23 protein-coding genes are annotated in these 20,981 nt (G+C 70.1%); 10 read left to right on the plus strand and 13 right to left on the minus strand.

The features are described from left to right. Window positions 1–232 precede the first annotated feature (232 nt). Window positions 233–1,609 carry a sensor histidine kinase gene (locus tag ASG74_RS06750; RefSeq protein ID WP_082569575.1) on the plus strand — a complete coding sequence of 459 codons (1,377 nt, stop codon included), beginning with the start codon at window positions 233–235 and terminating at the stop codon, window positions 1,607–1,609. Here ASG74_RS06750 and ASG74_RS06755 read toward each other — a convergent pair. Beyond that, window positions 1,600–2,295, minus strand: a complete 696-nt coding sequence (locus ASG74_RS06755; RefSeq protein WP_056140574.1) for a response regulator transcription factor — start codon at window positions 2,293–2,295, stop codon at window positions 1,600–1,602. The genes ASG74_RS06750 and ASG74_RS06755 overlap by 10 nt on opposite strands. Beyond that, a complete protein-coding gene (locus ASG74_RS06760; RefSeq protein WP_056140576.1) occupies window positions 2,276–3,079 on the minus strand; it encodes a phosphatase PAP2 family protein in 804 nt (267 codons plus the stop codon). Before ASG74_RS06760 ends, ASG74_RS06755 begins: the two co-directional genes overlap by 20 nt. A gap of 143 nt (window positions 3,080–3,222) precedes the next feature. Here ASG74_RS06760 and ASG74_RS06765 point away from each other — a divergent pair, with 143 nt between their 5' ends. Both ASG74_RS06765 and ASG74_RS06770 read left to right on the plus strand, forming a co-directional pair. Then, window positions 3,223–4,281, plus strand: a complete 1,059-nt coding sequence (locus tag ASG74_RS06765) for a lysylphosphatidylglycerol synthase transmembrane domain-containing protein (protein ID WP_056140580.1) — start codon at window positions 3,223–3,225, stop codon at window positions 4,279–4,281. After that, complete coding sequence (locus ASG74_RS06770) at window positions 4,278–5,360, plus strand: glycosyltransferase family 4 protein (RefSeq protein WP_056140583.1); 1,083 nt, start codon at window positions 4,278–4,280, stop codon at window positions 5,358–5,360. The genes ASG74_RS06765 and ASG74_RS06770 overlap by 4 nt, the downstream gene beginning before the upstream one ends. Window positions 5,361–5,614: 254 nt before the next feature. Here ASG74_RS06770 and ASG74_RS06775 read toward each other — a convergent pair whose 3' ends face one another. The 7 genes from ASG74_RS06775 to ASG74_RS06805 all read right to left on the minus strand — a co-directional run bounded on the left by ASG74_RS06775 (window position 5,615) and on the right by ASG74_RS06805 (window position 10,693). Continuing rightward, window positions 5,615–6,463: an MBL fold metallo-hydrolase gene (locus ASG74_RS06775; protein ID WP_056140586.1), complete on the minus strand. Its 849-nt coding sequence runs from the start codon at window positions 6,461–6,463 to the stop codon at window positions 5,615–5,617. A gap of 296 nt (window positions 6,464–6,759) precedes the next feature. Next, window positions 6,760–7,452 (minus strand): NYN domain-containing protein, encoded by a 693-nt coding sequence (locus tag ASG74_RS06780; RefSeq protein ID WP_056140589.1) that lies wholly within the window; start codon window positions 7,450–7,452, stop codon window positions 6,760–6,762. Between the two features lie 251 nt (window positions 7,453–7,703). Further along, a complete protein-coding gene (gene ychF / locus ASG74_RS06785; protein WP_056140592.1) occupies window positions 7,704–8,795 on the minus strand; it encodes a redox-regulated ATPase YchF in 1,092 nt (363 codons plus the stop codon). Between the two features lie 12 nt (window positions 8,796–8,807). Beyond that, the gene (locus tag ASG74_RS06790) at window positions 8,808–9,032 is read right to left on the minus strand and encodes a hypothetical protein (protein WP_056140602.1); all 225 of its coding nucleotides are present in this window, start codon (window positions 9,030–9,032) and stop codon (window positions 8,808–8,810) included. Next, entirely contained in the window at window positions 9,029–9,562 is a 534-nt protein-coding gene (locus tag ASG74_RS06795) for an NUDIX domain-containing protein (RefSeq protein WP_056140604.1), read from the minus strand. Before ASG74_RS06795 ends, ASG74_RS06790 begins: the two co-directional genes overlap by 4 nt. A gap of 96 nt (window positions 9,563–9,658) precedes the next feature. Continuing rightward, entirely contained in the window at window positions 9,659–10,171 is a 513-nt protein-coding gene (locus ASG74_RS06800) for a hypothetical protein (RefSeq protein ID WP_056140608.1), read from the minus strand. A 57-nt stretch (window positions 10,172–10,228) separates the two neighbouring features. Continuing rightward, on the minus strand, window positions 10,229–10,693 hold the full coding sequence (locus ASG74_RS06805) for a hypothetical protein (protein ID WP_056140611.1): 465 nt from the start codon (window positions 10,691–10,693) through the stop codon (window positions 10,229–10,231). Window positions 10,694–10,863: 170 nt separating this feature from the next. Here ASG74_RS06805 and ASG74_RS06810 point away from each other — a divergent pair, with 170 nt between their 5' ends. The 3 genes from ASG74_RS06810 to ASG74_RS06820 all read left to right on the plus strand — a co-directional run bounded on the left by ASG74_RS06810 (window position 10,864) and on the right by ASG74_RS06820 (window position 14,783). Further along, a complete protein-coding gene (locus tag ASG74_RS06810; protein ID WP_056140614.1) occupies window positions 10,864–12,855 on the plus strand; it encodes a sensor histidine kinase in 1,992 nt (663 codons plus the stop codon). Continuing rightward, window positions 12,852–13,496, plus strand: coding sequence for a response regulator transcription factor (locus tag ASG74_RS06815; protein ID WP_056140618.1), 645 nt, complete (start codon window positions 12,852–12,854; stop codon window positions 13,494–13,496). The genes ASG74_RS06810 and ASG74_RS06815 overlap by 4 nt, the downstream gene beginning before the upstream one ends. A gap of 78 nt (window positions 13,497–13,574) precedes the next feature. Next, window positions 13,575–14,783 (plus strand): DNA recombination protein RmuC, encoded by a 1,209-nt coding sequence (locus tag ASG74_RS06820; RefSeq protein WP_056143254.1) that lies wholly within the window; start codon window positions 13,575–13,577, stop codon window positions 14,781–14,783. On the opposite strand, the gene ASG74_RS06825 is transcribed toward ASG74_RS06820, so the two are convergent. The 3 genes from ASG74_RS06825 to ASG74_RS06835 all read right to left on the minus strand — a co-directional run bounded on the left by ASG74_RS06825 (window position 14,756) and on the right by ASG74_RS06835 (window position 16,777). Then, window positions 14,756–15,376, minus strand: coding sequence for a DUF1989 domain-containing protein (locus ASG74_RS06825; RefSeq protein WP_056140621.1), 621 nt, complete (start codon window positions 15,374–15,376; stop codon window positions 14,756–14,758). The genes ASG74_RS06820 and ASG74_RS06825 overlap by 28 nt on opposite strands. Further along, window positions 15,373–15,687 (minus strand): YqcI/YcgG family protein, encoded by a 315-nt coding sequence (locus ASG74_RS06830; RefSeq protein ID WP_056140624.1) that lies wholly within the window; start codon window positions 15,685–15,687, stop codon window positions 15,373–15,375. The genes ASG74_RS06825 and ASG74_RS06830 overlap by 4 nt, the downstream gene beginning before the upstream one ends. 64 nt (window positions 15,688–15,751) lie before the next feature. Beyond that, window positions 15,752–16,777, minus strand: coding sequence for a 4-hydroxy-3-methylbut-2-enyl diphosphate reductase (locus tag ASG74_RS06835; protein ID WP_056140629.1), 1,026 nt, complete (start codon window positions 16,775–16,777; stop codon window positions 15,752–15,754). Between the two features lie 82 nt (window positions 16,778–16,859). Here ASG74_RS06835 and xseA point away from each other — a divergent pair, with 82 nt between their 5' ends. Together xseA and ASG74_RS06845 are read left to right on the plus strand one after the other, a co-directional pair. After that, window positions 16,860–18,092, plus strand: a complete 1,233-nt coding sequence (gene xseA, locus ASG74_RS06840; protein WP_056143257.1) for an exodeoxyribonuclease VII large subunit — start codon at window positions 16,860–16,862, stop codon at window positions 18,090–18,092. Between the two features lie 10 nt (window positions 18,093–18,102). After that, window positions 18,103–18,363: an exodeoxyribonuclease VII small subunit gene (locus ASG74_RS06845; RefSeq protein ID WP_056143260.1), complete on the plus strand. Its 261-nt coding sequence runs from the start codon at window positions 18,103–18,105 to the stop codon at window positions 18,361–18,363. Between the two features lie 12 nt (window positions 18,364–18,375). Here ASG74_RS06845 and ASG74_RS06850 read toward each other — a convergent pair whose 3' ends face one another. Continuing rightward, window positions 18,376–18,930, minus strand: a complete 555-nt coding sequence (locus tag ASG74_RS06850; RefSeq protein ID WP_235498849.1) for a DUF4245 domain-containing protein — start codon at window positions 18,928–18,930, stop codon at window positions 18,376–18,378. Between the two features lie 117 nt (window positions 18,931–19,047). On the opposite strand from ASG74_RS06850, the gene glpX reads away from it, so the two are divergent. Together glpX and ASG74_RS06860 are read left to right on the plus strand one after the other, a co-directional pair. Beyond that, a complete protein-coding gene (gene glpX, locus ASG74_RS06855; protein ID WP_056140630.1) occupies window positions 19,048–20,046 on the plus strand; it encodes a class II fructose-bisphosphatase in 999 nt (332 codons plus the stop codon). Continuing rightward, entirely contained in the window at window positions 20,046–20,981 is a 936-nt protein-coding gene (locus ASG74_RS06860) for a carbohydrate kinase family protein (RefSeq protein ID WP_056143266.1), read from the plus strand. The genes glpX and ASG74_RS06860 overlap by 1 nt, the downstream gene beginning before the upstream one ends.

Here is a 20,981-nt window from a genome sequence, read left to right on the forward strand (position 1 = left end):
TTTCGGCGCTCGGCACAGGCAGCTTCGGGCTCCTCGGCGGCGGCGGTACTCCTCTGGCGCCGCTCGACCGCCTGCCTCGGTGGGAACGACGGATGCGGTCCGCTCAACGATGTCTGCGAGCAGTTCCGCGCCCCCCACCCTTTCGTTGCCGGACGGCATCCGCCCCTCGTTCAGGCGACACTCAATGCGCCACTGTTAGCCTGCCAACGCCATCGAGGGACGGGTCAGGTGCGTGAGACGTTGGAACGCTTGGTCGCTGCGACGCCGGGTTCTCGTCGTGTCGGCAGCCGCGGTGACGGTGGCCATCGCTCTTGGTGTGGTCGGATTCGTCGTCGCGCTCGACCGGATCCTCTACAGCTCCGCGCAGGACTCTGCCCGAAACCATGCCCACGAGATCAGCAGCACCATCGCCTCGGGTGAGCAACCCGCGAGGACCGCGCTCAGTGACGTCACGAGCAAGGGCTCGCTGGTGCAGGTCCTCGACAGTGGCCAACACGTCGTCGCCTCCTCCGAGCCCGCGCTCGAGGGCAGGCCGATCACCAGGCTGCGTCCCGGGCCGGGCGTCGTGCAGGTGGACCAGGAAGCGACCCTGCGGGGCGAGGTCGGTGAACCGCACGCCCTCGTCGCCGAAGGTGTCACGGACCCCAACGGCGCGGCATACGTCGTCGTCGTGGCCAACCCACTGGACGTGGAAGCGACGACCATTCGCACGGCCACGGTGCTTCTCGCGCTGGGCGCGGTGGTACTCCTGCTCGTCCTGATCGTGCTCATCGACCGCATCCTCGAACAGGCTCTCGAGCCCGTCGAGCGCATCCGAGAGGAGGTCGCCCGAATCACCCGGGTGAGCGGTCGGGGCCACCTCACCGTGCCGCCCTCGGGCGACGAGATCGCCCGGTTGGCCGAGACGATGAACGTCATGCTCGACCGACTCGAACGCGCGGACGCCACCACCCGACGCTTCATCTCCGACGCCTCGCACGAGCTGCGCAGTCCGCTGGCGACGATCCGCACCGCGATGGAGGTCGCGGCCCAGCACCCCGGACCGGACCCCGAACGTGACGCGGTGATCTCCGGCGAGGTCCTGCGCATGCAGCACCTGGTCGAGGACCTGCTCACCCTGGCCAAGGTCGACGACGGGGGGCGGCTGACCCTCGAGGAGGTGGACCTCGACGACCTCGTCGAGGCCGAGGTCCGGCGAGTACGCGCCATGGACACCGCGCCCGTCACGGCGGCCATCACTGCCGCGCGCATCGTGGGCGACCGCCCCAAGCTCGCGCAGGCTCTGCGCAACCTCGTCGACAACGCGATGCGCCACACCGTCGGAGGTGTGGCGCTCGCCGTGCGGCCCGCCGGAGATGTCGTGGTGCTCACCGTCGACAACGACGGGAAGCCGGTGCCCCTCGACCAGCGGGAGGCGGTGTTCGAGCGGTTTGCCCGGCTCGAGGAGTCCCGTGAGCGTGACACCGGGGGCAGTGGCCTCGGGCTCGCGATCGTCCGGACCATCGTCGAGGCCCACGGCGGCTCGGTCGAGGCGACGCAGACTCCCCAGGGCCAGTGCCGCTTCGAGGTCACGCTCCCCCGCGAACGGCCTCCTCTCGCTCACTCCTGAGTCGGCTCCCCGCCGTCCACCGCCATGAGCCGGTAGCCCATTCCGCGCACGGTGACCAGGGATGTGACACCGAACGCGACGTCGATCTTGCGCCGCAGGTAGCCGACGTAGACCTCCACGATGTTCTCGCTGCCGTCGAAGGCCTGGTCCCAGACGTTGTCGAGGATTTCGGCCTTGGACAGCACGACCTCGGGGTGGCGCATGAGGAACTGCAGGACGGAGAACTCCTTGGCGGTCAGGGAGATGGGGTGGCCGTTGCGGCTCACCGTGCGCCTGTTCGGGTCGAGCTTGAGGCCGCCGACAGCGAGGTCAACCGGTCTGGGCGGCGCACCGCGGCGCACGAGCGCCCGCAGCCGGGCCACGAGGACGACGAAGCTGAACGGCTTGGTCAGGTAGTCGTCGGCACCGAGCTCGAAGGCGTCGGTCTGGTCGTACTCGCCGTCCTTGGCGGTCAGCATCATGGCCGGCGCCCACACCTTGAGCTGGCGGAGGTTGCGCAGGACCTCGTAGCCGTTGCGACGCGGCAGCATGATGTCGAGGACGATGACGTCATAGGGGTTCTCGGTGGCCATCCACTGGCCCGTGACCCCGTCATGCGCGACGTCGACGACGAAGCCCTCGTTCGTCAGGCCCCGGCGGATCGTCTCTGCCAGTGCCTTCTCGTCCTCAACGAGCAGAACTCGCATGGCTTCCCTTCGCATCGTCGGGGCTGCTGGCTGGACTGGTGCCAGGGAGCAGCGTCGCCGCACCGGCGGTGGCCGGGGCAAGACCCATTCTCGTCAACAGTGTGGCCGCGAGAGCCATGAACGGCGTGGCGGCGACGACGGTCACCGCGAGGACGGCGACGGCGAGCACCCACGCGGCCACCACGTCGGTGGCCCAGTGGTAGCCGAGATAGACCCGGCTCGCGCCCACGACCAGGCTTGCGGCGGAGGCCACGACCACGGCGGTGACCCGAGTGCCGCGCGTCGCCGTGGGCCACACGAGCAGGAGCACGACCAGTCCGAGGAACACGGTGGAGAACAGGGTGTGGCCGGACGGGAACGAGTAGCCGTTGTCGACCGGCCCCATGACATAGCGGGCCGCGGGGCGGTGCCGTTCGACCAGGTGCTTGCCGAGGAGCGTCAGCACGACGCCGGCTCCCATGGCGCCGGCGAAGAGCACCGCGCGGGCGCGGTCACGCGGCCCGAACCACAACCAGGCGAGGACCAGCAGGCTGAGCACGGCGACGGAGACCTCGCTCCCGACGAGGCTGGCCAGCTCGGCGACGATGGTCAGCACCGGGCGCCTCATGGACGCCACCGACGAGGTGATGCCCGGGTCGTACGTGGAGAGGTCCGCGTGCTCGTCCACTCCGTCCACCAGTCCGACCACCCCGGCCACACAGGCTGCGGCGACTCCGGCCCCGGTGAGCACGGAGGTCCTGGAGGCGGGCGTCGACGGCAGGGCGAGGTGGGGTCGGGAGGGCATGGGACCACTGTCGCCCCGTCCTCCTGAGCGTTTCCTGAGCGCTGCGAGCCCTTCCCCAGCGCCTCAGCAGCCCTTCAGGTGGGGGGAGCCATGGTGGGCACGTCGGCCACCATCGGCAGACCACGACAGTCGAGGAGTGGCTCATGGACGCACACCCGGTCCCCGCCACCACAGCGTCATGGTCGGTGCCGGTCCGAGCGGCCGCCACCCTTGCTCTCGCCGCGCTCGTCCTCTGGTGGGCCCTGCCGAGGGTCACCGGTGTCGACTGGTCCGCCATCGGCGGCGTGGTCGCCGGCATCACGCCGCGGGCTGCGCTGCTCCTCGCGGTGCTGTGGATGGCTGGCCTGTTCACCCACTCCTTCGTCCTCACCGCCGCCCTGCCGGGCCTGAGCTGCAGGCGCGCGCTCACGCTCAACCTCACCGGAAGTGCCGTGTCCAACGTCGTACCGTTCGGCGGCGCCCTGGGCCTCGCGCTCAACCTGTCGATGATCCGCTCGTGGCGCTTCCACCGCAGTTCCTACGCCACCTTCGTCGTGGTGACGAACATCTGGGACGTTCTCGCCAAGCTGGCCCTGCCGGTCGTGGCGCTGGCCGTCATGGTGGCCCGCGGCGCGCTTCCCACTCCGGCCCTCCGCTCGGGTGCCGAGGCAGGCGCGGTGCTGCTCGCCCTCTTCATGGCGGTCGTCGTAGCAGTGGTGTGGAGTGACCCCTTGGCACACGCGGCAGCGCGCCTCCTCGTCTCGGTCGCACGTCGCTTCCGACGCCGCCCCGGGACCACGAACGCCGGTCTCGAGGAGCACCTGCTCGCGGCGCGGAGCCGGGTCCGCCAGGTCGTGGCACACGGCTGGGCGCAGCTGACGATCGGCATGGTCGGATACGTCGCCTGCCAGGGTGCGCTGCTGTGGTTCTGCCTGCGGGCCGTGGGACAGACCCAACCGGTGTATGCCGTGCTTGCCGCCCTCGCTGCGGACCGCCTCCTGAGCCTCGTCCCCCTCACCCCCGGCGGGGCCGGGTTCGCGGAGGTCGGTGCCGCAGCGACCCTCATCGCCTGTGGGGCACAACCTCTGGCCGTCACTGCCGGCGTCCTGCTCTATCGCGCCTTCATCTTCCTCCTCGAGATCCCGGTCGGCGGCCTGTGGCTGGGGTGCTGGTGGGCCCTGCGCAGCCGCGCCGGCCTCGCCGCTGAGGTGGTGGCACCGTGAGGATCCTGCACGTCACCGACACCTACGCCCCCACGGTCGGCGGCATCGAGGTGCTCGTGCGGACCCTGGCCGAGAGCCAGGCCGTCGTCGGCCTTGAGGTCACCGTCCTCACCTGCACGCCCGACCGTGTTGCGCACCCGTGCCTCTCGGGGGACGTCGAGGTGTGCCGGGACCCCCGGGCGCTGCACTCCCTCGTCTCTGACGCCGACGTCGTGCACGGGCACGTCTCTGCGTTCTCCCCCCTGGCCCTTCGCGGCGTCGAGATGGGGGCACGAGCCGACGCCGCTGCCGTGGCCAGCGTCCACTCCGTGTGGGGCAGTGCGTGGCCGCTCTTTCGTGCAGCCGCGGCCGTTCGTGGTTGGACCGACCTGCCGATCCAGTGGGCCGCAGTGAGTGAGGTCGCCGCCGGCCCCGTGGGTCGCGCGTTGCCCGGCCACGACGTCCTCGTCGTTCCCAACGCCGTCGACACGGGCTTCTGGGCACCACAGGGAAGCCCACGGCATACCGACGTCGTGACCGTGGTTGCGGTGATGCGGATGGCCGGCCGCAAGCGGCCGCTCGCCCTCGTCGACGTGCTCGAGCGCATGCGAGCGCTCGTTCCCGGGCACGTCGCCGTGCGTGCCGTCCTCGTCGGGGACGGCCCGCTCCTGGGTTCGGTCCGCCGGCGTCTGGACCAGCGCGGGATGTCCGAGTGGGTGCGCACGCCGGGCGACGTCAGCCACGCCGAGCTGCGCGAGCTCTACCGCCGCTCGCAGGTGTTCGTCTCGCCGTCCACCCATGAGTCCTTCGGCCTGGCCGCCCTCGAGGCTCGTGCCGCGGGCCTGGCCGTCGTGGCGCGGTCGCAGACGGGGATCGCCGAGTTCCTCGCCGACGGCGTCGAGGGTCTCCTCGCCGACAGCGACTCCGGGCTGGCGGAGCACCTCGCGCACCTGTGCGTGGACGAGCCCTTGCGTGGACGGATCGTGGCGCACAACCACGCGCACCGCCCGGCGCTCGACTGGTCCTGCGTGCGCGAGCGCACGACCGCACTGTACCTGCGGGCCGGAGCGCTCGACATCGAGGCGACCCATGCCGCCTGACCTCCTCACCGCGACGACCGGCGGCGTACGTGTGCCGCCGGTCGCCTCCCACCTCGCCCGGGTGCCCGACCCCGTTCCTCACGGTGTGTCGCCCCATGTCGAGGGCTGGCCGGCACCACGCAGCGCCCCCTTTCGCTGCGCGCTGGCCGTCGCTGCCTGGCGGTCCCTCCGCCGCCAGGCAGCGACCTGCCCTGTCAGCGAGTGAGGTCGGAGCCGCCGGGGTCGCGGCGAAGCGCGGTGGCGACGGCGCGGGGTTATCGCCCGGCGCCGTCCAATGCGTAGGAGTCGCCACGCCGGAGGACGCGAACCCGGTCCCCGATGCCGGCTTCGCGTGCCGCGGCCGTGAAGTCCGACAGGGGTGACGTGAACACGTCGTAGTCCTCGTAGTGGATGGGGATCGCGATGGCCGGGTCGATGAGGCGCACGGCCTCGACTCCCTGGTCGGCGTCCATGGTCACCATGATGCCGAGCACCTTGGTCCCGCCGAGGTGGAAGAAACCGACGTCGAGGTCGGGGTGGCGCTGCGGGATCGCCTCGAGGTCGTCGTACATGAGCGTGTCACCGCTGATGTAGAGCTTGGGCACCGAGGTGTGCTGATCCGCCTCCAGCACCGTGCCCATGACGTCGGGCAGCACAAGGTCGGTCACGCCGGGGCCGTGCCGCGCCGGGCAGGCCGTCACGACGAGCCGGCGATCGCCCTTCGTGATCGTCATGCGGTCCCAGGTGTCGAGCCCCCGGGCCTGAGCGAAGCCGAGCTCGTGGAGCGCGTCTCGAGCCTGTGGGGTGGTGACGACCGGCAGTGACCTGTCGAGCTTGGCCTGCGCCTCCTGGTCGAAGTGGTCACCGTGGAAGTGCGAGAGCAGCACGAGGTCGATGGGCGGCAGGTCCGCGATCTCCATGGCGGGATCGGTGAGCCGGGTCGAGCTCATGCCGTAGCCCAGGTCGACCTTCTCGTGTCGGTGCACGAAGGTCGGGTCGGTGAGGATCGTGAACCCGCCGTAGCGCAGGAGCAGGGTGGCGTTGCCGATGAACAGCACCGAGTCCTCGTCAGGCTCCGCGGAGGCGGCGGCGCGGGTGGTGGGCAGGGTGAGCTCGAGGTCCATGTCGGTTGCGCTACCCGCTCCTCGCCACGCCAAACCACCCCGATGCCCGCCCCACCTTTCCCGCCTGAAGTGGGTTTCTCTCACCTCGCCTGACCGCGGTCGTCAAGCGACGTGAGAGAAACCCACCGCAGGTTCAGGTCGTCGAATGACAGGGGGCCGGGCGTCGCTACGTCGGCGCACCGCTTCAGGCTGCGTCGGCGCACCGCTTCAGGCTGCATGTCTTCCACCGCGTTCCGACAAGCCCCCTGCCACGTGAGGGCACCTCGCGGCGCGAGGGAGGAACTCGTGCAGGGACGTCACGAGCTCTTCTTGATGCGCACCGCGACGCTGGTCGTGCCCTCGTTGCGGAACTCGTATCCCGGAAGGTTCTTGAGCACCTTTGTCCAGCTTGCCTTGCCATGGTCCTTGGCGGACTGACCATTGAGCTGACGCATGTGGTTCGCAACGGCGCTGACTCTTGCCCAGCCCTGCTTGTCACCGTTCTTCGCGATCGCGCCAGCCAACAGCTCGGGCAGGGGCGGTTGCCGCTTGGCGAGAGGCGTCGGCCTTTCGGCCGCTGCTGCGGGGACGGCAATGAACAGGGAGCAGGCGGCCCGGAAAGATGTCGCAGTGCTCTCGCGGCCGTAGCCGATAACGGTTGCTCCGCGCTCCCGGAGAAAGTGAGCCACGGGCGCGTAGTCGCTGTCGCTGGACACGAGGGCGTACACGTCCGGCTTGGTCGTGTGGTGGATGTCCACCGCGTCAATGACCAGCGCGAGATCGGTGGCGTTCTTGCCGCGAACCGGGTCCGACTGCTGGACGGGCCGGATACCGCGACGGCTCAGCTCAGCGTCCCAAGCCTTGAGTGCGGGCTTGAACCAGTTTCCATAGGCGCGCCGGATGGTGACGTCGCCGTGCTCGGCCAGGGATCTGAGCACTCGATCAAGGCTGCTCAACGCTGCGTTATCGGCATCGATGAGGAGGGCGACGGCAGGGCGGACGGTTGTCACGCTGGCACCTTAGCCACCCTGCGACACATTGGGCTGGCCTTTCGCGGAGCCGCTGACATGACGCCACTGTCCGCGGCCGATCCATGCGGGTGGGCCACTGAGATGACATGGGCCACCTCAGGCGCGGTCAACCGGCCGCCTGGGGGCTGACGAAAAGTCCACGAAAGGGCAGATCGGATGTATGACCCGATGCTCTTGCGAACTCTGTGCGGTCTGAAGGAGTCCGCCCCCCGACCTGAGAACGCGCCGAGTCACACGTTGAAGCGGAACTCCACGACGTCGCCGTCCTGCATGACGTAGTCCTTGCCCTCCATGCGGACCTTGCCGGCGGCCTTGGCGGCGGCCATCGTGCCAGCCGAGTCGAGGTCGGCGAAGGACACGATCTCGGCCTTGATGAAGCCCCTCTGGAAGTCGGTGTGGATGACGCCGGCGGCCTGGGGCGCGGTCCAGCCCTGGCCGATCGTCCACGCCCGCGACTCCTTGGGCCCGGCCGTCAGGTAGGTCTGCAGCCCGAGCGTGTGGAACCCGGTGCGCGCCAGCTGATCCAAGCCGGACTCGGTCGCGCCGAAGCCCTCGAGCATCTCCTGGGCATCCTCGGGAGACATGTCCATGAGGTCCATCTCGAGCTTGGCGTTGAGGAAGACCGCGTCGGCCGGAGCCACGAGCTCGCGCAGGCGGGCGTGCAGGTCGGTGTCCGCGAGCTGCTCCTCATCCAGGTTGAAGACATAGATGAACGGCTTGGTCGTGAGCAGCCCGAGCGAGGTGACCCCGTCCCAGTCGAGACCGACCTTCGCGTCGTTCTTCACGGCATACAGGGTCGTGCCCTCTTCGAGCACCTTCTGGGCCGCGAGCGCGTTGTCGAGCAGCGGCTTGGCCTCCTTCTTGATGCGCGCCTCCTTCTCGAGGCGCGGCACGGCCCTCTCCAGCGTCTGGAGGTCGGCGAGAATCAGCTCGGTGTGGATGGTCTCGATGTCGCTCGCAGGCGAGACCTTGCCGTCGACATGCACGACGTCGCCGTCCTCGAACGCACGCACCACCTGGCAGATCGCGTCGGCCTCGCGGATGTTGGCGAGGAACTTGTTGCCCAGCCCCTCCCCCTCCGAGGCGCCGCGCACGATGCCGGCGATGTCGACGAACGAGACGGTCGCCGGGAGCAGCTTCTCGGACCCGTGGATCTCGGCGAGCCGACCGAGCCGCTCGTCCGGCAGCGGGACGACGCCGACGTTGGGCTCGATCGTGGCGAACGGGTAGTTCGCGGCGAGGACGTTGTTCTTGGTCAGGGCGTTGAACATCGTCGACTTGCCGACGTTGGGGAGCCCGACGATTCCGATGGTGAGTGCCACGGGGACAAGAGTCTACTGGCGCGCAATGCGTGCGCTCGCCACCCTGCTTCCCACCCACCCGGCGAGGGCCGCGAGCGCGATGCCGACCACCGCGAACACCGCATAGAGCCGAGCCGCGTCACCGTCACGCTGGTTGAGGGCATAGGCGACAGCCACGAGGCTCACGACGACCCAGACCAGCAGCGCGGTGGCGAGCAGCAGACCGACGACGAGACCGACGAACCTGCCCGCGGTCACGCCATGCTCCCGGGGATCTCGCTGTTCTCGAGATACAGCGGGTATGCCGGTCCGTCGCCTTCCAAGACCTGCTCCAGCAGGCGGGCGGCATAGGGCGCCACGTGCTCCCCGATGTCCTTCGGCGCGACCCAGTGGACGTCCTTGATCTCGCGCGGCAGCAGAGTGAGGTCGTCGGTGAACGAGCGCGGAACCACTCCCAGGTCATAGAGGAACAGCACGGCGTCATCCCATCCCCGCCAGGGCGGCAGCCAGTTCACCGCCAGCAGTCGCTCGATGCCGACCGAGACACCGAGCTCCTCACTGATCTCGCGCACGACGCACGCGGCCGGCGACTCCATCGGGTCGACGACTCCCCCGGGCAGGTCCCACTCGGCCTTGTAGGTCAGCTGGCACAGGAGGACGTCGCCGTCCTCGTTGCGCAGGAGTCCCTGCCCGATGTTGCGCTTGCGCGGCAGCTTCGCGTTGAGGATGTGGATGAACGAGCGTCGGCCGGACTCTGTCGAGGTGTCGGGTCGCCCGCTGTCAGCCATGGTCCGAGGCTAACCTCCCCTTCGCCGCTGCTGCCACGAGCCACTCCAGGCCACGGTCTCAGCCGGTGGGGCCACCCCACCCCACCGGCCCCCGTCTCACCCGCACCTGAAGTCGTCCTTGGCAACCGTCGTGACGCCGTTGCCATTCACGGTCAACTTGCCTGACATGGTCAGCAGCAGGCGAGAGCCGTCGCTGCCAACCAAGGGCATACGCACGCGGTACTGGCCGATTCGCCCCACGTCGTCACCATTGCCATCGGTGCCCACGAGGATCGAGTTGACCTTCTCGCGATAGCTGCCGACGTAGGTCGGCAAGCTCGGGTCGTCCGGAACGAGCTCGAGGATGCCGTCGATGGCGCCGTTGGCGTGCATCTCACCGTCACGCTGGCCGCCCGAAGGTGTCACCAGACGGTATCCCCCGTCCCGCACCTCGTGCTGGGTCCCGGCCCACGCGACGCAGGGCCCCTCGCCCGCCGTGAAGTGACGGGTCGACTCGTAGCTCTCGGGAAAGTAGTCATGTGCGGCGGAGGCCGATGCGGTCGAGGCCGCAGTGACGAGTAGGACGGCGGAGGCAGTCGTGGCGATCAGGGCGAAAGGTGGGTGTTTCATCGTGACTCCTGTTGAGGTGTGATGTGGGCTGATATGTGTCGATGAGGTGCTGGGTGGTCAGCCGACGACGCAGACGACGGCAGCGGCGAGGAAGGAGAGTGCGCCGGCGCACGCCGACACAACGACGGCGGGGGAAAAGGAGCCGACCCGTCGGCGGTAGGCGAACGGCAAGGCGGTCGCCACGGCCCCGAGAACCATGGGCCAGCCCGACCAGAACACGACAAAGGTCAGGACGGACCCGATGGCCAGCCCCATGGCGGTGCGCTGCAGCGCCTGCGGCCCACGGGCGAGCGCGCGCACCCCAAGCCAGCTGGCCAGGGCCACGGCTGCCCCGACGAGCGCCACGTAGAGCGCGATCTCCCCCATCGACACGGGCGTTACGTCCGTGGTGTCGGCGTTCAGGTCGAAGACCTCTCCCGCCGTCATTGCCGCGCCGAAGGCCACGGCTCCGAGGCCTGCCGCCGCCAGCGGGTGGATCGAGACCTCGCGGCTGTCCGACCTGGCGATGTCGAGTGTGCTCATGGTGCGGTCCTTTCGTGTAGGAGCAGGGCCGGTGTGGCCTCCTCACACGAGACCACGCCCACACTGGTGTGCGGACGTGTCACCAGTCGTGTCCGACCCGGGACGTCCTCCCGGGCCGGCCAGGTCTCCAGACCCGGGACAGGGGGTTCCCGGCGGAGCACACTTGCGCCATGGCGCTGCACCCGGACCGCGGCCGCAAGGTGGCTGGCTGGATGCTCGCGGCCCTCGTCGTCCTGCTGTACGCGACCGTGCCGCTGTCGCTGTCGGGCGACGTGATCTCGCGGCCCTCGGTCACCCTGTCCCCCGGCGGGGTCTCCGTGGGCCTGATCCTCGGGGCGTTCGCACTGTCCGGGGCCTTCCTCACCCACGCGCGGCCCCGCAACGCCATCGGATGGATCATCATCGGCTCCGGTCTCCTGCAAGCCGTGAACAGGGCGGCAGACGCGTACTCCGCGCGCGCCCTCACCGATCCCGACGGGTCCCTGCCGTGGGGGCTGCCAGCGGCCTGGCTTGCGTCGTGGTCGTGGATGCCCTCGCTCCTCGTCCCGGTCCTGATCCTCCCCGCCCTCTACCCGACCGGCCGAGCACCCTCGCCCTACTGGCGGTGGCACGTGCGCCTCGCGAGCGCCGGGATCGCGCTCACCCTGCTCGTGACGTCTGTCCTGCAAGGGGGCGTCGATGACAGCGTCGCCGGGACCAGCCTCCCGTGGACGACCCCGGACTGGGTCAGCTGGGTTCTCGGCGTCCCCGCGGCCGTACTCGTGGGCGCCTGCGCCCTCAACGTCGTCGTCGGGACGGTCGTGCGGGCAGCGAGGTCCAGCTCGCCCGAACGCCAACAGCTGTTGTGGCTGATCGGCGTCGTTGCACTCATGGTGGCGACGTTCGTGGACCCCTTCCACGTGATGTTCGGCTTCGCCTACGGGCTGTTGCCTGTCGCGGTCGTCGTCGGGGTGCTTCGCTACCGCCTCCTCGGCATCCAGGTGGCCTTGCGCCGGACGCTGCTGTACGTGCCGCTCACGATCCTGGTGGCGCTGGTCGTCGGCGGCATGACGACCGGGCTGTCCGAGCTCGTCCCCGAAGGGCCCGTGCCACTTCTCCTCTCCTCAGCGGTCGCCGCCGTGGTGGTGATCTTTGTGGCTCAGCGCCTCCGCGTGCGTGTGGACCGTTTCGTCCTGGGGCCAGAGAGCGATCCGCTCGCCCTCGTCGACCGCGTCGCCGCGGGGCTCGAGATCGAGCACGCCGACCCCGTCGCCTCGATGCTCGAGGCTGTCGCCTCGGCCGTAGGAGCCGGGTATGCCGCGGTCCTGGCTCCCCATGGCGCCGTCACGGCTGCGGTAGGTCACCCTGCAGACGACCCGGCTCAGGTGCGCCTGCCGCTCCGACACAGTGGGGTCGACCTGGGGGAGCTCGTCGTGGGTGGGCCAGCCGGCACACCTCTGCCCGAAGGGGGTCTACGGCTCACCGCAGCACTGGCCCCCCACCTCGCGGTCGTCGTCGAGGCGACCCGCCTCGCGGTCGAGCTCGACCGCGAGCGTGAGCGTGTCACCACCGCGACCCTCACCGAACGCGACCGGCTTCGCAGGGACCTCCACGACGGACTCGGTCCCTCGCTTTCAGGGATCGCGCTGGGACTGGAAGCGACGGCCCTCGCGAACGAGACCAACCCGGGCGCGGTGCCGGCGCTTCTGGCCCGGACACGTCAGGAGGCGGACTCCGCGGTGGCCGAGATCCGCCGTGTGCTCGACGGACTGAGGCCCGCCGCTCTCGACCTCAGCGACCTTCCGGGTGCAGTGCGGAGCACTGCAACGATGCTGGGTCTGGGCCGTACCGGCTCGGCGGCGTTCGAGCTCGTGACGGACCCGATATCGGGACTTTCCCCGAGGGTCGAGGAGGCGGCATACAGAATCGTCGCGGAGTCACTGACCAACGTCGTGCGGCACGCAGGGGCCACCCGGTGCATCGTTCGGCTCGTCCACTCCGACAATAGCCTCCAGGTCCTGGTGACCGATGACGGGCGCGGCCCCGGCGCGGGACGGGCCTCCGGCCACGGTGTCGAGTCCATGAGGCGGCGTGCCGTTGACATCGGCGGCACGTTGGCCATCGGGGCGGCGGCCGCGGGCGGCACCACAGTGTCGGCGGTTCTGCCGCTGGAGGGGCCATGACACTGCGTGTGGCGATCGCCGATGACCACCCGATGTATCGCTTCGGGCTCGCGGCCGTCCTGGCGCAGTCCGACGACGTCGAGGTCGTCGCCCAGGTCGGCACGGGCGAGGAGCTGCTCGCGGCCGTGAACGAGCACCAGCCCGACGTGGCCATCACGGACCTGTCGATGCCAGGCGTCGACGGGGTGCAGGCCACCAGTCGCCTACTGAGCCAGCGACCGGACCTGCCCATCCTCGTGCTGACCATGCACGAGGACGATGAGCACGTCTTCGCTGCCCTGCGCGCGGGTGCCCGTGGCTACCTCGTCAAGGGCGCCGATGGCACGGAGATCGTCGGTGCCGTGCGTACGGTGGCCGCAGGGGGCGCCGTCTACGGAGGAAGCGTCGCCCGTCGAATCGTGTCGTTCTACTCGGGTGGTGCTGAGCAGTCCCCGACGGAGCGCGCCTTCCCTCAGCTGACTCCACGGGAGCGCGACGTCCTCGAACTGGTTGCGCTCGGCTGCCGCAACCACGAGATCGCCCGCCGCCTCCAGATGTCGGACAAGACCGTCCGCAACCACGTCTCGGCCATCCTGACCAAGCTCCAGGTGCCCGACCGGACGGCCGCTGCGCTGCGGGCACGCGATTCGGGCGCGGGTTGACCCTGGACCGGACGCGGCCCGTAGCCGGTCGCCCATGACCTCCCCGTGTTGTCGGTGTCGACTGGCACGGTGGTGCCCATGAACCCGTGGATCGCGTTGGTGGCCGGCATCGTCCTGGGTGCCGTCACGGCATACCTGCTTCTCCGGCAGACGTATGCCGTGCGTGCAGCTTCCGTGGCCACCGAGCGTGACCTCCTGCGCGAGCGGGTGCTGGACCTCGAGGCCTCGCTCGCCGAGGACCTCGAGACCGCCTCGCTGCTCGCACCGCTGCGTGACGCCCTCGGCCGTGTCGAGCGCCAGGTCGGTGTCCTCGAGCGTGACCGGGTGGAGCAGTTCGGGGCACTGCGTGCCGTCATGGGGCGCGTGGAGTCGGAGGCCCAGCAGCTCGGCCGGCAGACCCAGTCCCTGGCGGGCTCGCTGAGGTCCTCGTCGGTGCGCGGTTCGTGGGGGGAGGTGCAGCTGCGCCGCGTGCTCGAGGCCTCCGGCATGCTGGCCCGCTGCGACTTCGAGGAGCAGGTCCGAGCGCGCAGCCGCCACGACCGCGAGGTCCGCCCCGACGTGGTCGTCCGTCTGCCGGGTGAGCGCGCGCTCGTCATCGATGCCAAGGCCCCGATGGCCGCGTTCCTCGATGCCCAGACCGAGGAGCTCGCCGACGACGAGCGGGCCGAGCTGCTGCGCGACCACGCGAGCGCTCTGCGCCAGCACGTGCACGCGCTGTCGGCCAAGGACTACTGGTCGGCGTTCGAGACGACCCCCGAGATGGTCGTGTGCTTCGTGCCGAGTGATGCAATGCTCGGCGCGGCGCTGGCGGCCGACCCCGGGCTGCACGAGCGCGCCATGGCGGCCAAGGTCGTGCTGGTCGGACCCGGCACCCTTCTGGCGCTGCTGCGCACCGTGGCGTTCGGGTGGCAGCAGGACGCCCTCTCGTCGAGCGCGCGCGAGCTGCTCGCCCTGGGTCAGGAGCTCTATCGACGCCTGTCGACGCTCGGCACCCACACCGCCAAGATGGGGCGCTCGCTGCACGCGACGGTCGAGAGCTACAACCAGTTCGTGGGAGCGCTCGAGTCGCGGGTGTTCGTCACGGCCCGGCGCATGCAGGACCTCGACCTCGTCGCCGATGATCTGCCACAGCTGGTGCCGCTCGAGACCGGGCCACGGGTGCTCACCGCCATCGAGCTGCTCGAGGCGGTCGCCGGTGAGGACCGGCGACCCGAGGTCGACCTGGACGACCTGGACGACCTCCGCGCAGGCTCAGGGCGTCAGGAGTCGGTCGACGAGACCGCATAGTCGATGGGCTTGCAGGAGCCGCCGTTGGACTTCTCCGCCGAGCAGGCAGTCAAGCCCACGTGCAGGTCCATCTCGGCGCGCACCGCGAACCGGTCACCAGCGCGGGAGGTCGGTGGGTCGATGTGCAGCTCCTCGCCCGGGCGCGACCCCACGTTCATGAAGATGTTGAGCGTGGTGCCGATCTGGTCCGGCTCCACGCCGAAGGGCTCCAGCCCGCGGCAGAGGTTCTCGAAGCAGCTGGGGTGGTAGGCCCCCTCGAACTCGGGGTACAGGAGGTCGAAGGTCTGCTGGCTGCAGGGTGTCAGCGTGATGTCGTGCCGACCACAGGTGTCCTCGACGATGGTCATCATCGGCCTGCTGCGGTTGCTGTACAGCACGTGGCCCGTGGACAGGTAGAGCGAGTTGGCATAGTCGATCGTGCGCCCTCCCGACATCCACTCACCGTGGTCGTCCGCGGCGAAGCAGAAGAGGTCGCTCACCTGGCCCCCCATGGGGTCGACCACCGTGAGGGTGTGGCCCCGGGGCAGCAGGAACCCGGTTCCGGTCTGCGGTGCGAGGCGCACGAGGTCGATGTTGGGCTCGACGCTGCTCATCGAGACTCCTCCGCGACCAGATGGCCGGTGACGTCGGGCGCGTGGGACGTGAACGGTGCCTCCCACTGCTCGTCAACAGCCCGGCCGGAGTACTGCGCGGCCTCCGAGCCCTGACCGTGGTCATTGACCATCGGGTTCAGCGTGCCCTGCACCGCCGTGTCGCGCCGGCGGATGGTGTCACGCATCCGGGCGTACTTGTCGCTGGCCCGCAGCTCCTCGAACTGGTCGTGCAGGTTGAAGACCAGCGTGGGAAGCGGCGCCCGACGGGCGATGCGCGACGTGCTCCAGCCCGCTCGCGGCCAGCTCGGCAACGTGCTCCTTCGAGCTCCGTCGCTGTGTCCTGCCCCGTCTCCCCGCCGCCGCTTCGCTGCGGGCTCAGTGGAGGGAGCCCGTCTCGGCAAACGCTCCGTCGTGACGCATCTTGTCGGACAGACCCGCGGCCTTGAGGTCACGACGGATCTCGTTGGGCAGCGAGAACATCAGCGACTCCTCTGCCGCGACGACGGGTCGCACGTCCTCGTAGCCGTGCTCGACGAGGTAGTCCAGCACGCCGCGCACGAGGATCTCGGGCACTGACGCGCCGGAGGTCACACCGACCGTCGTGACGCCGTCGAGCCAGGACGCGTCGATCTCCTCGGCGTAGTCGACGAGGTGGCCGGCCTTGGACCCGTGCTCGAGGGCGACCTCGACGAGGCGCACCGAGTTCGAGGAGTTGCGCGATCCCACGACGATCATGAGGTCGCAGTCGGGAGCCATGTGCTTGACCGCGAGCTGGCGGTTCTGGGTGGCGTAGCAGATGTCGTCACTGGGCGGGTCCTGCAGCAGCGGGAACTTCTCGCGCAGCCGGCGCACCGTCTCCATCGTCTCGTCGACCGACAGCGTGGTCTGCGAGAGCCACACGACCTTGTCCGGGTCGCGAACCTCGACGTTGACGACGTCGTCGGGCCCGTCGACGAGGGTGATGTGCTCGGGAGCCTCACCAGCGGTGCCGACGACCTCCTCGTGACCCTCGTGGCCGATGAGGAGGATGTCGTAGTCGTCGCTGGCGAAGCGGACGGCCTCACGGTGCACCTTGGTCACGAGCGGGCAGGTCGCGTCGATCGTCTTGAGGTTGAGCGCCTTGGCCTCCTCGTGCACGACCGGGGCGACACCGTGCGCCGAGAAGATGACGGTCGCGCCCTCGGGTACCTCGTCGGTCTCCTCCACAAAGATCGCGCCGCGCTTCTCGAGGGTGGTCACGACGTGCTTGTTGTGGACGATCTCCTTGCGGACGTAGACCGGCGCCCCATAGAGGTCGAGGGCCTTCTCGACGGTGACGACGGCCCGGTCGACGCCGGCGCAGTAGCCGCGCGGCGCGGCGAGCAGCACGCGTTTGGTGGCCTGGTCAGTCGTGGCGGTCATGCCTCTCATTCTACGTGGGCGCCCGGACACCCCCTGTATGCCGTCCGCACCGTGCGTCGGTGGCCGCACCTACGCTGTGCCCATGTCTCCCGAGGTGCTTCCCGAGCGGGCCGGTGACACCACGGCCGAGCAGCCCTGGCCGGTCCGGCTGCTCTCGATGAAGATCGCGGAGTACGTCGACAAGATGTCGGTGCTGTGGGTCGAGGGGCAGGTCGTCCAGCTCAACCGCCGGCCGGGGGCGCGCACCGCCTACCTCACCCTGCGCGACCCGGACGTCGACATGTCGCTGTCCGTCGCCATCCAGGTCAACGCCCTCGACGCGATGGCCGCACCCCTGGCCGAGGGGGCGCGCGTCGTCGTGCAGGCCAAGCCGACGTTCTGGACCCAGCGCGGCAGCCTCATGCTCGACGGTCGGCAGATCCGTCCCGTGGGCGTGGGCGAGCTCCTCGCCCGGATCGAGTACCTCAAGCGCAACCTCGCGAGCGAGGGACTCTTCGACGCCGACCGCAAGCGAGCGCTGCCCTTCCTTCCACGACGCATCGGCCTGATCTGCGGGCGGGCCAGCGCGGCCGAGAAGGACGTCGTCGAGAACTCCCGGCGCCGCTGGCCCACCGCCCAGTTCGAGATCCGGCAGGTGGCCGTGCAGGGATCGGTCGCCGTCACGGAGGTGACGGCGGCACTCGCCGAGCTGGACGGCATACCGGACGTCGACGTCATCGTCATCGCCCGGGGAGGCGGCAACGTCGAGGACCTGCTGCCCTTCAGCAACGAGGCGATGCTGCGAGCCGTGGCGGCCGCGCGCACGCCCGTGGTGAGCGCCATCGGGCACGACGTCGACTCTCCCCTGCTCGACCTCGTCGCCGACCACCGGGCATCGACCCCGACCGATGCGGCCAAGGCGATCGTCCCGGACGCCGAACGGGAGCACCAGCTCGTCGTGGCAGCCCGCACCCGTGGGCGCCGAGCCCTCGAGGCACGGCTGCACCATGAGCGCCGACGCCTCGTCGAGCTGCGCTCACGCCCGGTGCTGGCCGACCCCGCCGCCTTCGTGCGAGTGCAGCGCGACGTCGTCACGGCCCTGAGGTCACGAGCACGCCACCGGGTGCAGGCCCAGCTGCACCGCCACCATGACCACGTCGGCCACTTGCGAGCCCAGGTGCGCACGCTCTCACCGCAGTCGACGCTCGACCGTGGCTACGCGATCGTGCAACGCGTCGACGGGGCGGTCGTGCACGACCCGGCCGACCTGAGCATCAAGGAGCTGCTGCACGTGACAGTGGCTCGCGGCGACTTCGGTGTCCGCACCGAGGGTTAGGGTGCTCGGCATGGCCAAGGAGACACCGCAGCCCGAGCCCGCGCAGGACCGGACGTCGGGCGCCGAGGTGCCGTCCACGGACGGCACCAACGCCGACGTGGCCGACCTCAGCTACGAGGCCGCCCGCGACGAGCTCGTCGACATCGTGGCCCGCCTCGAGAACGGTCAGGTCGGTCTCGAGGACAGCATGGGGCTGTGGCAGCGCGGCGAGGCGCTGGCGGCGCACTGCGCCCAGTGGCTCGACGAGGCCGAGGCCAGGCTCAGCGAGTAGCCACCCGCGACCTCAGGGCTTGACCGGCCCGAGGTGCTCGGCGACGAAGGTCATCTCCTCGAACGTGGCGGTCCCGGTGAGCAGGGTCGTCAGCTCCCCGGGGTCGGTGCGACGGTCCACCAGGCTGTTCTGGACCTTGCCGCCGCGCTCGTACTTGATCCACGTGGTGCCGCCGATCTGCAGCTCACCCGTGCGCCGGGCCCGGTTGGTCTGCGCCTCCACCCACCCGCGGGTGGCGTCACGCGTCTGCTCGACCGCGACGTAGTTGCCTGACGGGGCCTGGTATCCCGCGTGCCACGTCAGCAGCCCGTCGGTCCCCTTGACGTAGCGCGCGCTCGTCGTCTTCCAGTCCTGCGGCAGGTCGACCGCTTCCGAGATCGGCCAGCCGCTGTCCTTGGCGACGGTCAGCGCCGTGCCGTGGACATCGACCACCGGGCCGCCGAGGGTGTTGACGCGCGGCGTCATGAACCAGATGAGCGCCATGAGGGCGCCGATCACGAGGAGGGACCGCACCATGTTGGGTGCGGATCCCATCGAGTATCGGCTCTTGGCCGGCGCTTCGCTCACCCCTCCATCGTCCCTGATGACCCCACGAGTCCACGTATCGGGTCGGCGCTAGAGTCAGGATCGCAGGGTCCTCAGCCGATCCGCCCACCGCGCCCCGTCAAGGAAGACAGGTTCCCCATGCCCGACGCCCCGTCCGCGAACGTCCCCGACCGCAACCTCGCGCTCGAGCTCGTCCGGGTCACCGAGGCCGCCGCGATGGCCGGTGGCCGCTGGGTGGGGCGAGGCGACAAGAACCGCGCCGACGGCGCCGCCGTCGAGGCCATGCGCGCCCTCATCTCCACCGTCGAGATGCGCGGCACCGTCGTCATCGGTGAGGGCGAGAAGGACAACGCCCCCATGCTCTTCAACGGTGAGCAGGTGGGCGACGGCACCGGTCCCGAGGTCGACGTGGCCGTGGACCCCATCGACGGCACCACCTTGGCCGCCAAGGGCATGCCCAACGCCATCGCGGTCATGGCCGTGAGTGACCGCGGGACGATGTACGACCCGAGCGCCGTGTTCTACATGGACAAGCTCGTCGCGGGCCCCGAGGTCGCCGACGTCGTGGACATCCGCCTCCCCGCCGGCGAGAACGTCCGGCGCATCGCCAAGGCCAAGAAGCAGCGGCCCGAGGACGTCACCGTCGTCATGCTCGACCGGCCGCGCCACGAGAAGCTCGCCGACGAGGTGCGCGCCAGCGGTGCCCGCATCAAGCTCATCTCCGACGGCGACGTCGCCGGTGCGATCTCCGCGGCCCGCGAGACGACCGGCATCGACCTCCTCCTCGGTGTCGGCGGCACCCCCGAGGGCATCATCACGGCCTGCGCGATCAAGTGCCTGGGCGGAGTGATCCAGGGACGGCTCTGGCCCCAGGACGACGACGAGAAGCAGAAGGCGCTCGATGCCGGCCACGACCTGGACCGCGTGCTCACGACCGAGGACCTCGTCACCTCTGACAACTGCTTCTTCGTCGCCACGGGCATCACCGATGGTGAGCTCCTGCAGGGCGTGCGCTACTCCCGCGGCCGCGCGACGACCAACTCGATCGTCATGCGCAGCAAGTCGGGCACCGTCCGGGTCATCGAGAGCCACCACGTCCTCGACCGGACCGCCGGCCTCCCGCTGAGCAACGCGTGATGGCGACCCACCCCGGCACCGGCCCGCGCGTGCTCGTCGTCGGCGAGACGCTCGTCGACATCGTCCAGTCCCCCGACAGCTCCGTCGCCGAGCACGTCGGTGGCTCGCCGGCGAACGTCGCCATGGGCATCGCGCGCCTGGGGCACGACACGGTCCTCGCCACCACCCTCGGCGAGGACCCGCACGGCGTCCGTTGCCGCGAGCAGATCACCCGCAACGGTGTCACCATCGACAACCTCGACGCCGGGGGCCATCCGACCTCCACCGCGCTCGCCGTGATCGACGACGTGGGCGCCGCGTCCTACGAGTTCGACCTCCACTGGGACCTGCGCCCGGTGACCGACCTCGACGCTGCCGCCCACGTGCACACCGGTTCGATCGCCGCGACCATGACGCCGGGAGCAGCTGTCGTCACGCAGACGCTGGTCGACGCCCGTGAGCACGCCACGACCTCCTACGACCCCAACGTGCGGCCGACCATCATGGGCAGCGCCGACGAGGTCCGGCCACGGGTCGAGGAGCTCATCGCGCTCAGTGACGTGGTCAAGGCCAGCGACGACGACGTCGCCTGGCTGTATCCCGGTCAGTCGCTGCCCGAGGTCATGGCCGCGTGGGAACGGCTCGGCCCGGGCCTCGTCGTCATCACCCGTGGCGGCGCCGGTGTGACCTATCGGGTCGCGGCCACCGGTGAGGTCGCCGAGGCGCGCGCCACGGCTGACCGGGTCGCCGACACCGTCGGCGCCGGAGACTCGTTCATGGCGGGGCTCGTCTCCGGACTGCTCGACGCCGGCCTCCTCGGTGACGCGCAGGCCCGCCAACGCCTCAGCACCGCTTCCCTCGACGTGGTCTCGAGCTCGGTGGACCGCGCCCTGGCAACGAGTGCCGTCACGGTCGGCCACGCCGGCGCCTACGCCCCCACGCGTGAGGAGCTCTGA

The organism is Knoellia sp. Soil729 (assembly GCF_001427985.1).
Classification (GTDB): Bacteria; Actinomycetota; Actinomycetes; order Actinomycetales; family Dermatophilaceae; genus Knoellia.

What these genes read in the sequence shown, in the direction of transcription:
- ASG74_RS06760 (WP_056140576.1), bottom strand. Translation starts at nt 3,079, where the DNA reads ATGCCCTCCCGACCCCACCTCGCCCTGCCGTCGACGCCCGCCTCCAGG.
- ASG74_RS06845 (WP_056143260.1), top strand. Translation starts at nt 18,103, where the DNA reads ATGGCCAAGGAGACACCGCAGCCCGAGCCCGCGCAGGACCGGACGTCG.
- ASG74_RS06810 (WP_056140614.1), top strand. Translation starts at nt 10,864, where the DNA reads ATGGCGCTGCACCCGGACCGCGGCCGCAAGGTGGCTGGCTGGATGCTC.
- glpX (WP_056140630.1), top strand. Translation starts at nt 19,048, where the DNA reads ATGCCCGACGCCCCGTCCGCGAACGTCCCCGACCGCAACCTCGCGCTC.
- ASG74_RS06795 (WP_056140604.1), bottom strand. Translation starts at nt 9,562, where the DNA reads ATGGCTGACAGCGGGCGACCCGACACCTCGACAGAGTCCGGCCGACGC.
- ASG74_RS06820 (WP_056143254.1), top strand. Translation starts at nt 13,575, where the DNA reads ATGAACCCGTGGATCGCGTTGGTGGCCGGCATCGTCCTGGGTGCCGTC.
- ASG74_RS06825 (WP_056140621.1), bottom strand. Translation starts at nt 15,376, where the DNA reads ATGAGCAGCGTCGAGCCCAACATCGACCTCGTGCGCCTCGCACCGCAG.
- ASG74_RS06765 (WP_056140580.1), top strand. Translation starts at nt 3,223, where the DNA reads ATGGACGCACACCCGGTCCCCGCCACCACAGCGTCATGGTCGGTGCCG.
- ASG74_RS06800 (WP_056140608.1), bottom strand. Translation starts at nt 10,171, where the DNA reads ATGAAACACCCACCTTTCGCCCTGATCGCCACGACTGCCTCCGCCGTC.
- ASG74_RS06805 (WP_056140611.1), bottom strand. Translation starts at nt 10,693, where the DNA reads ATGAGCACACTCGACATCGCCAGGTCGGACAGCCGCGAGGTCTCGATC.
- ASG74_RS06860 (WP_056143266.1), top strand. Translation starts at nt 20,046, where the DNA reads ATGGCGACCCACCCCGGCACCGGCCCGCGCGTGCTCGTCGTCGGCGAG.
- ASG74_RS06815 (WP_056140618.1), top strand. Translation starts at nt 12,852, where the DNA reads ATGACACTGCGTGTGGCGATCGCCGATGACCACCCGATGTATCGCTTC.
- ASG74_RS06835 (WP_056140629.1), bottom strand. Translation starts at nt 16,777, where the DNA reads ATGACCGCCACGACTGACCAGGCCACCAAACGCGTGCTGCTCGCCGCG.
- ASG74_RS06755 (WP_056140574.1), bottom strand. Translation starts at nt 2,295, where the DNA reads ATGCGAGTTCTGCTCGTTGAGGACGAGAAGGCACTGGCAGAGACGATC.
- xseA (WP_056143257.1), top strand. Translation starts at nt 16,860, where the DNA reads ATGTCTCCCGAGGTGCTTCCCGAGCGGGCCGGTGACACCACGGCCGAG.
- ASG74_RS06775 (WP_056140586.1), bottom strand. Translation starts at nt 6,463, where the DNA reads ATGGACCTCGAGCTCACCCTGCCCACCACCCGCGCCGCCGCCTCCGCG.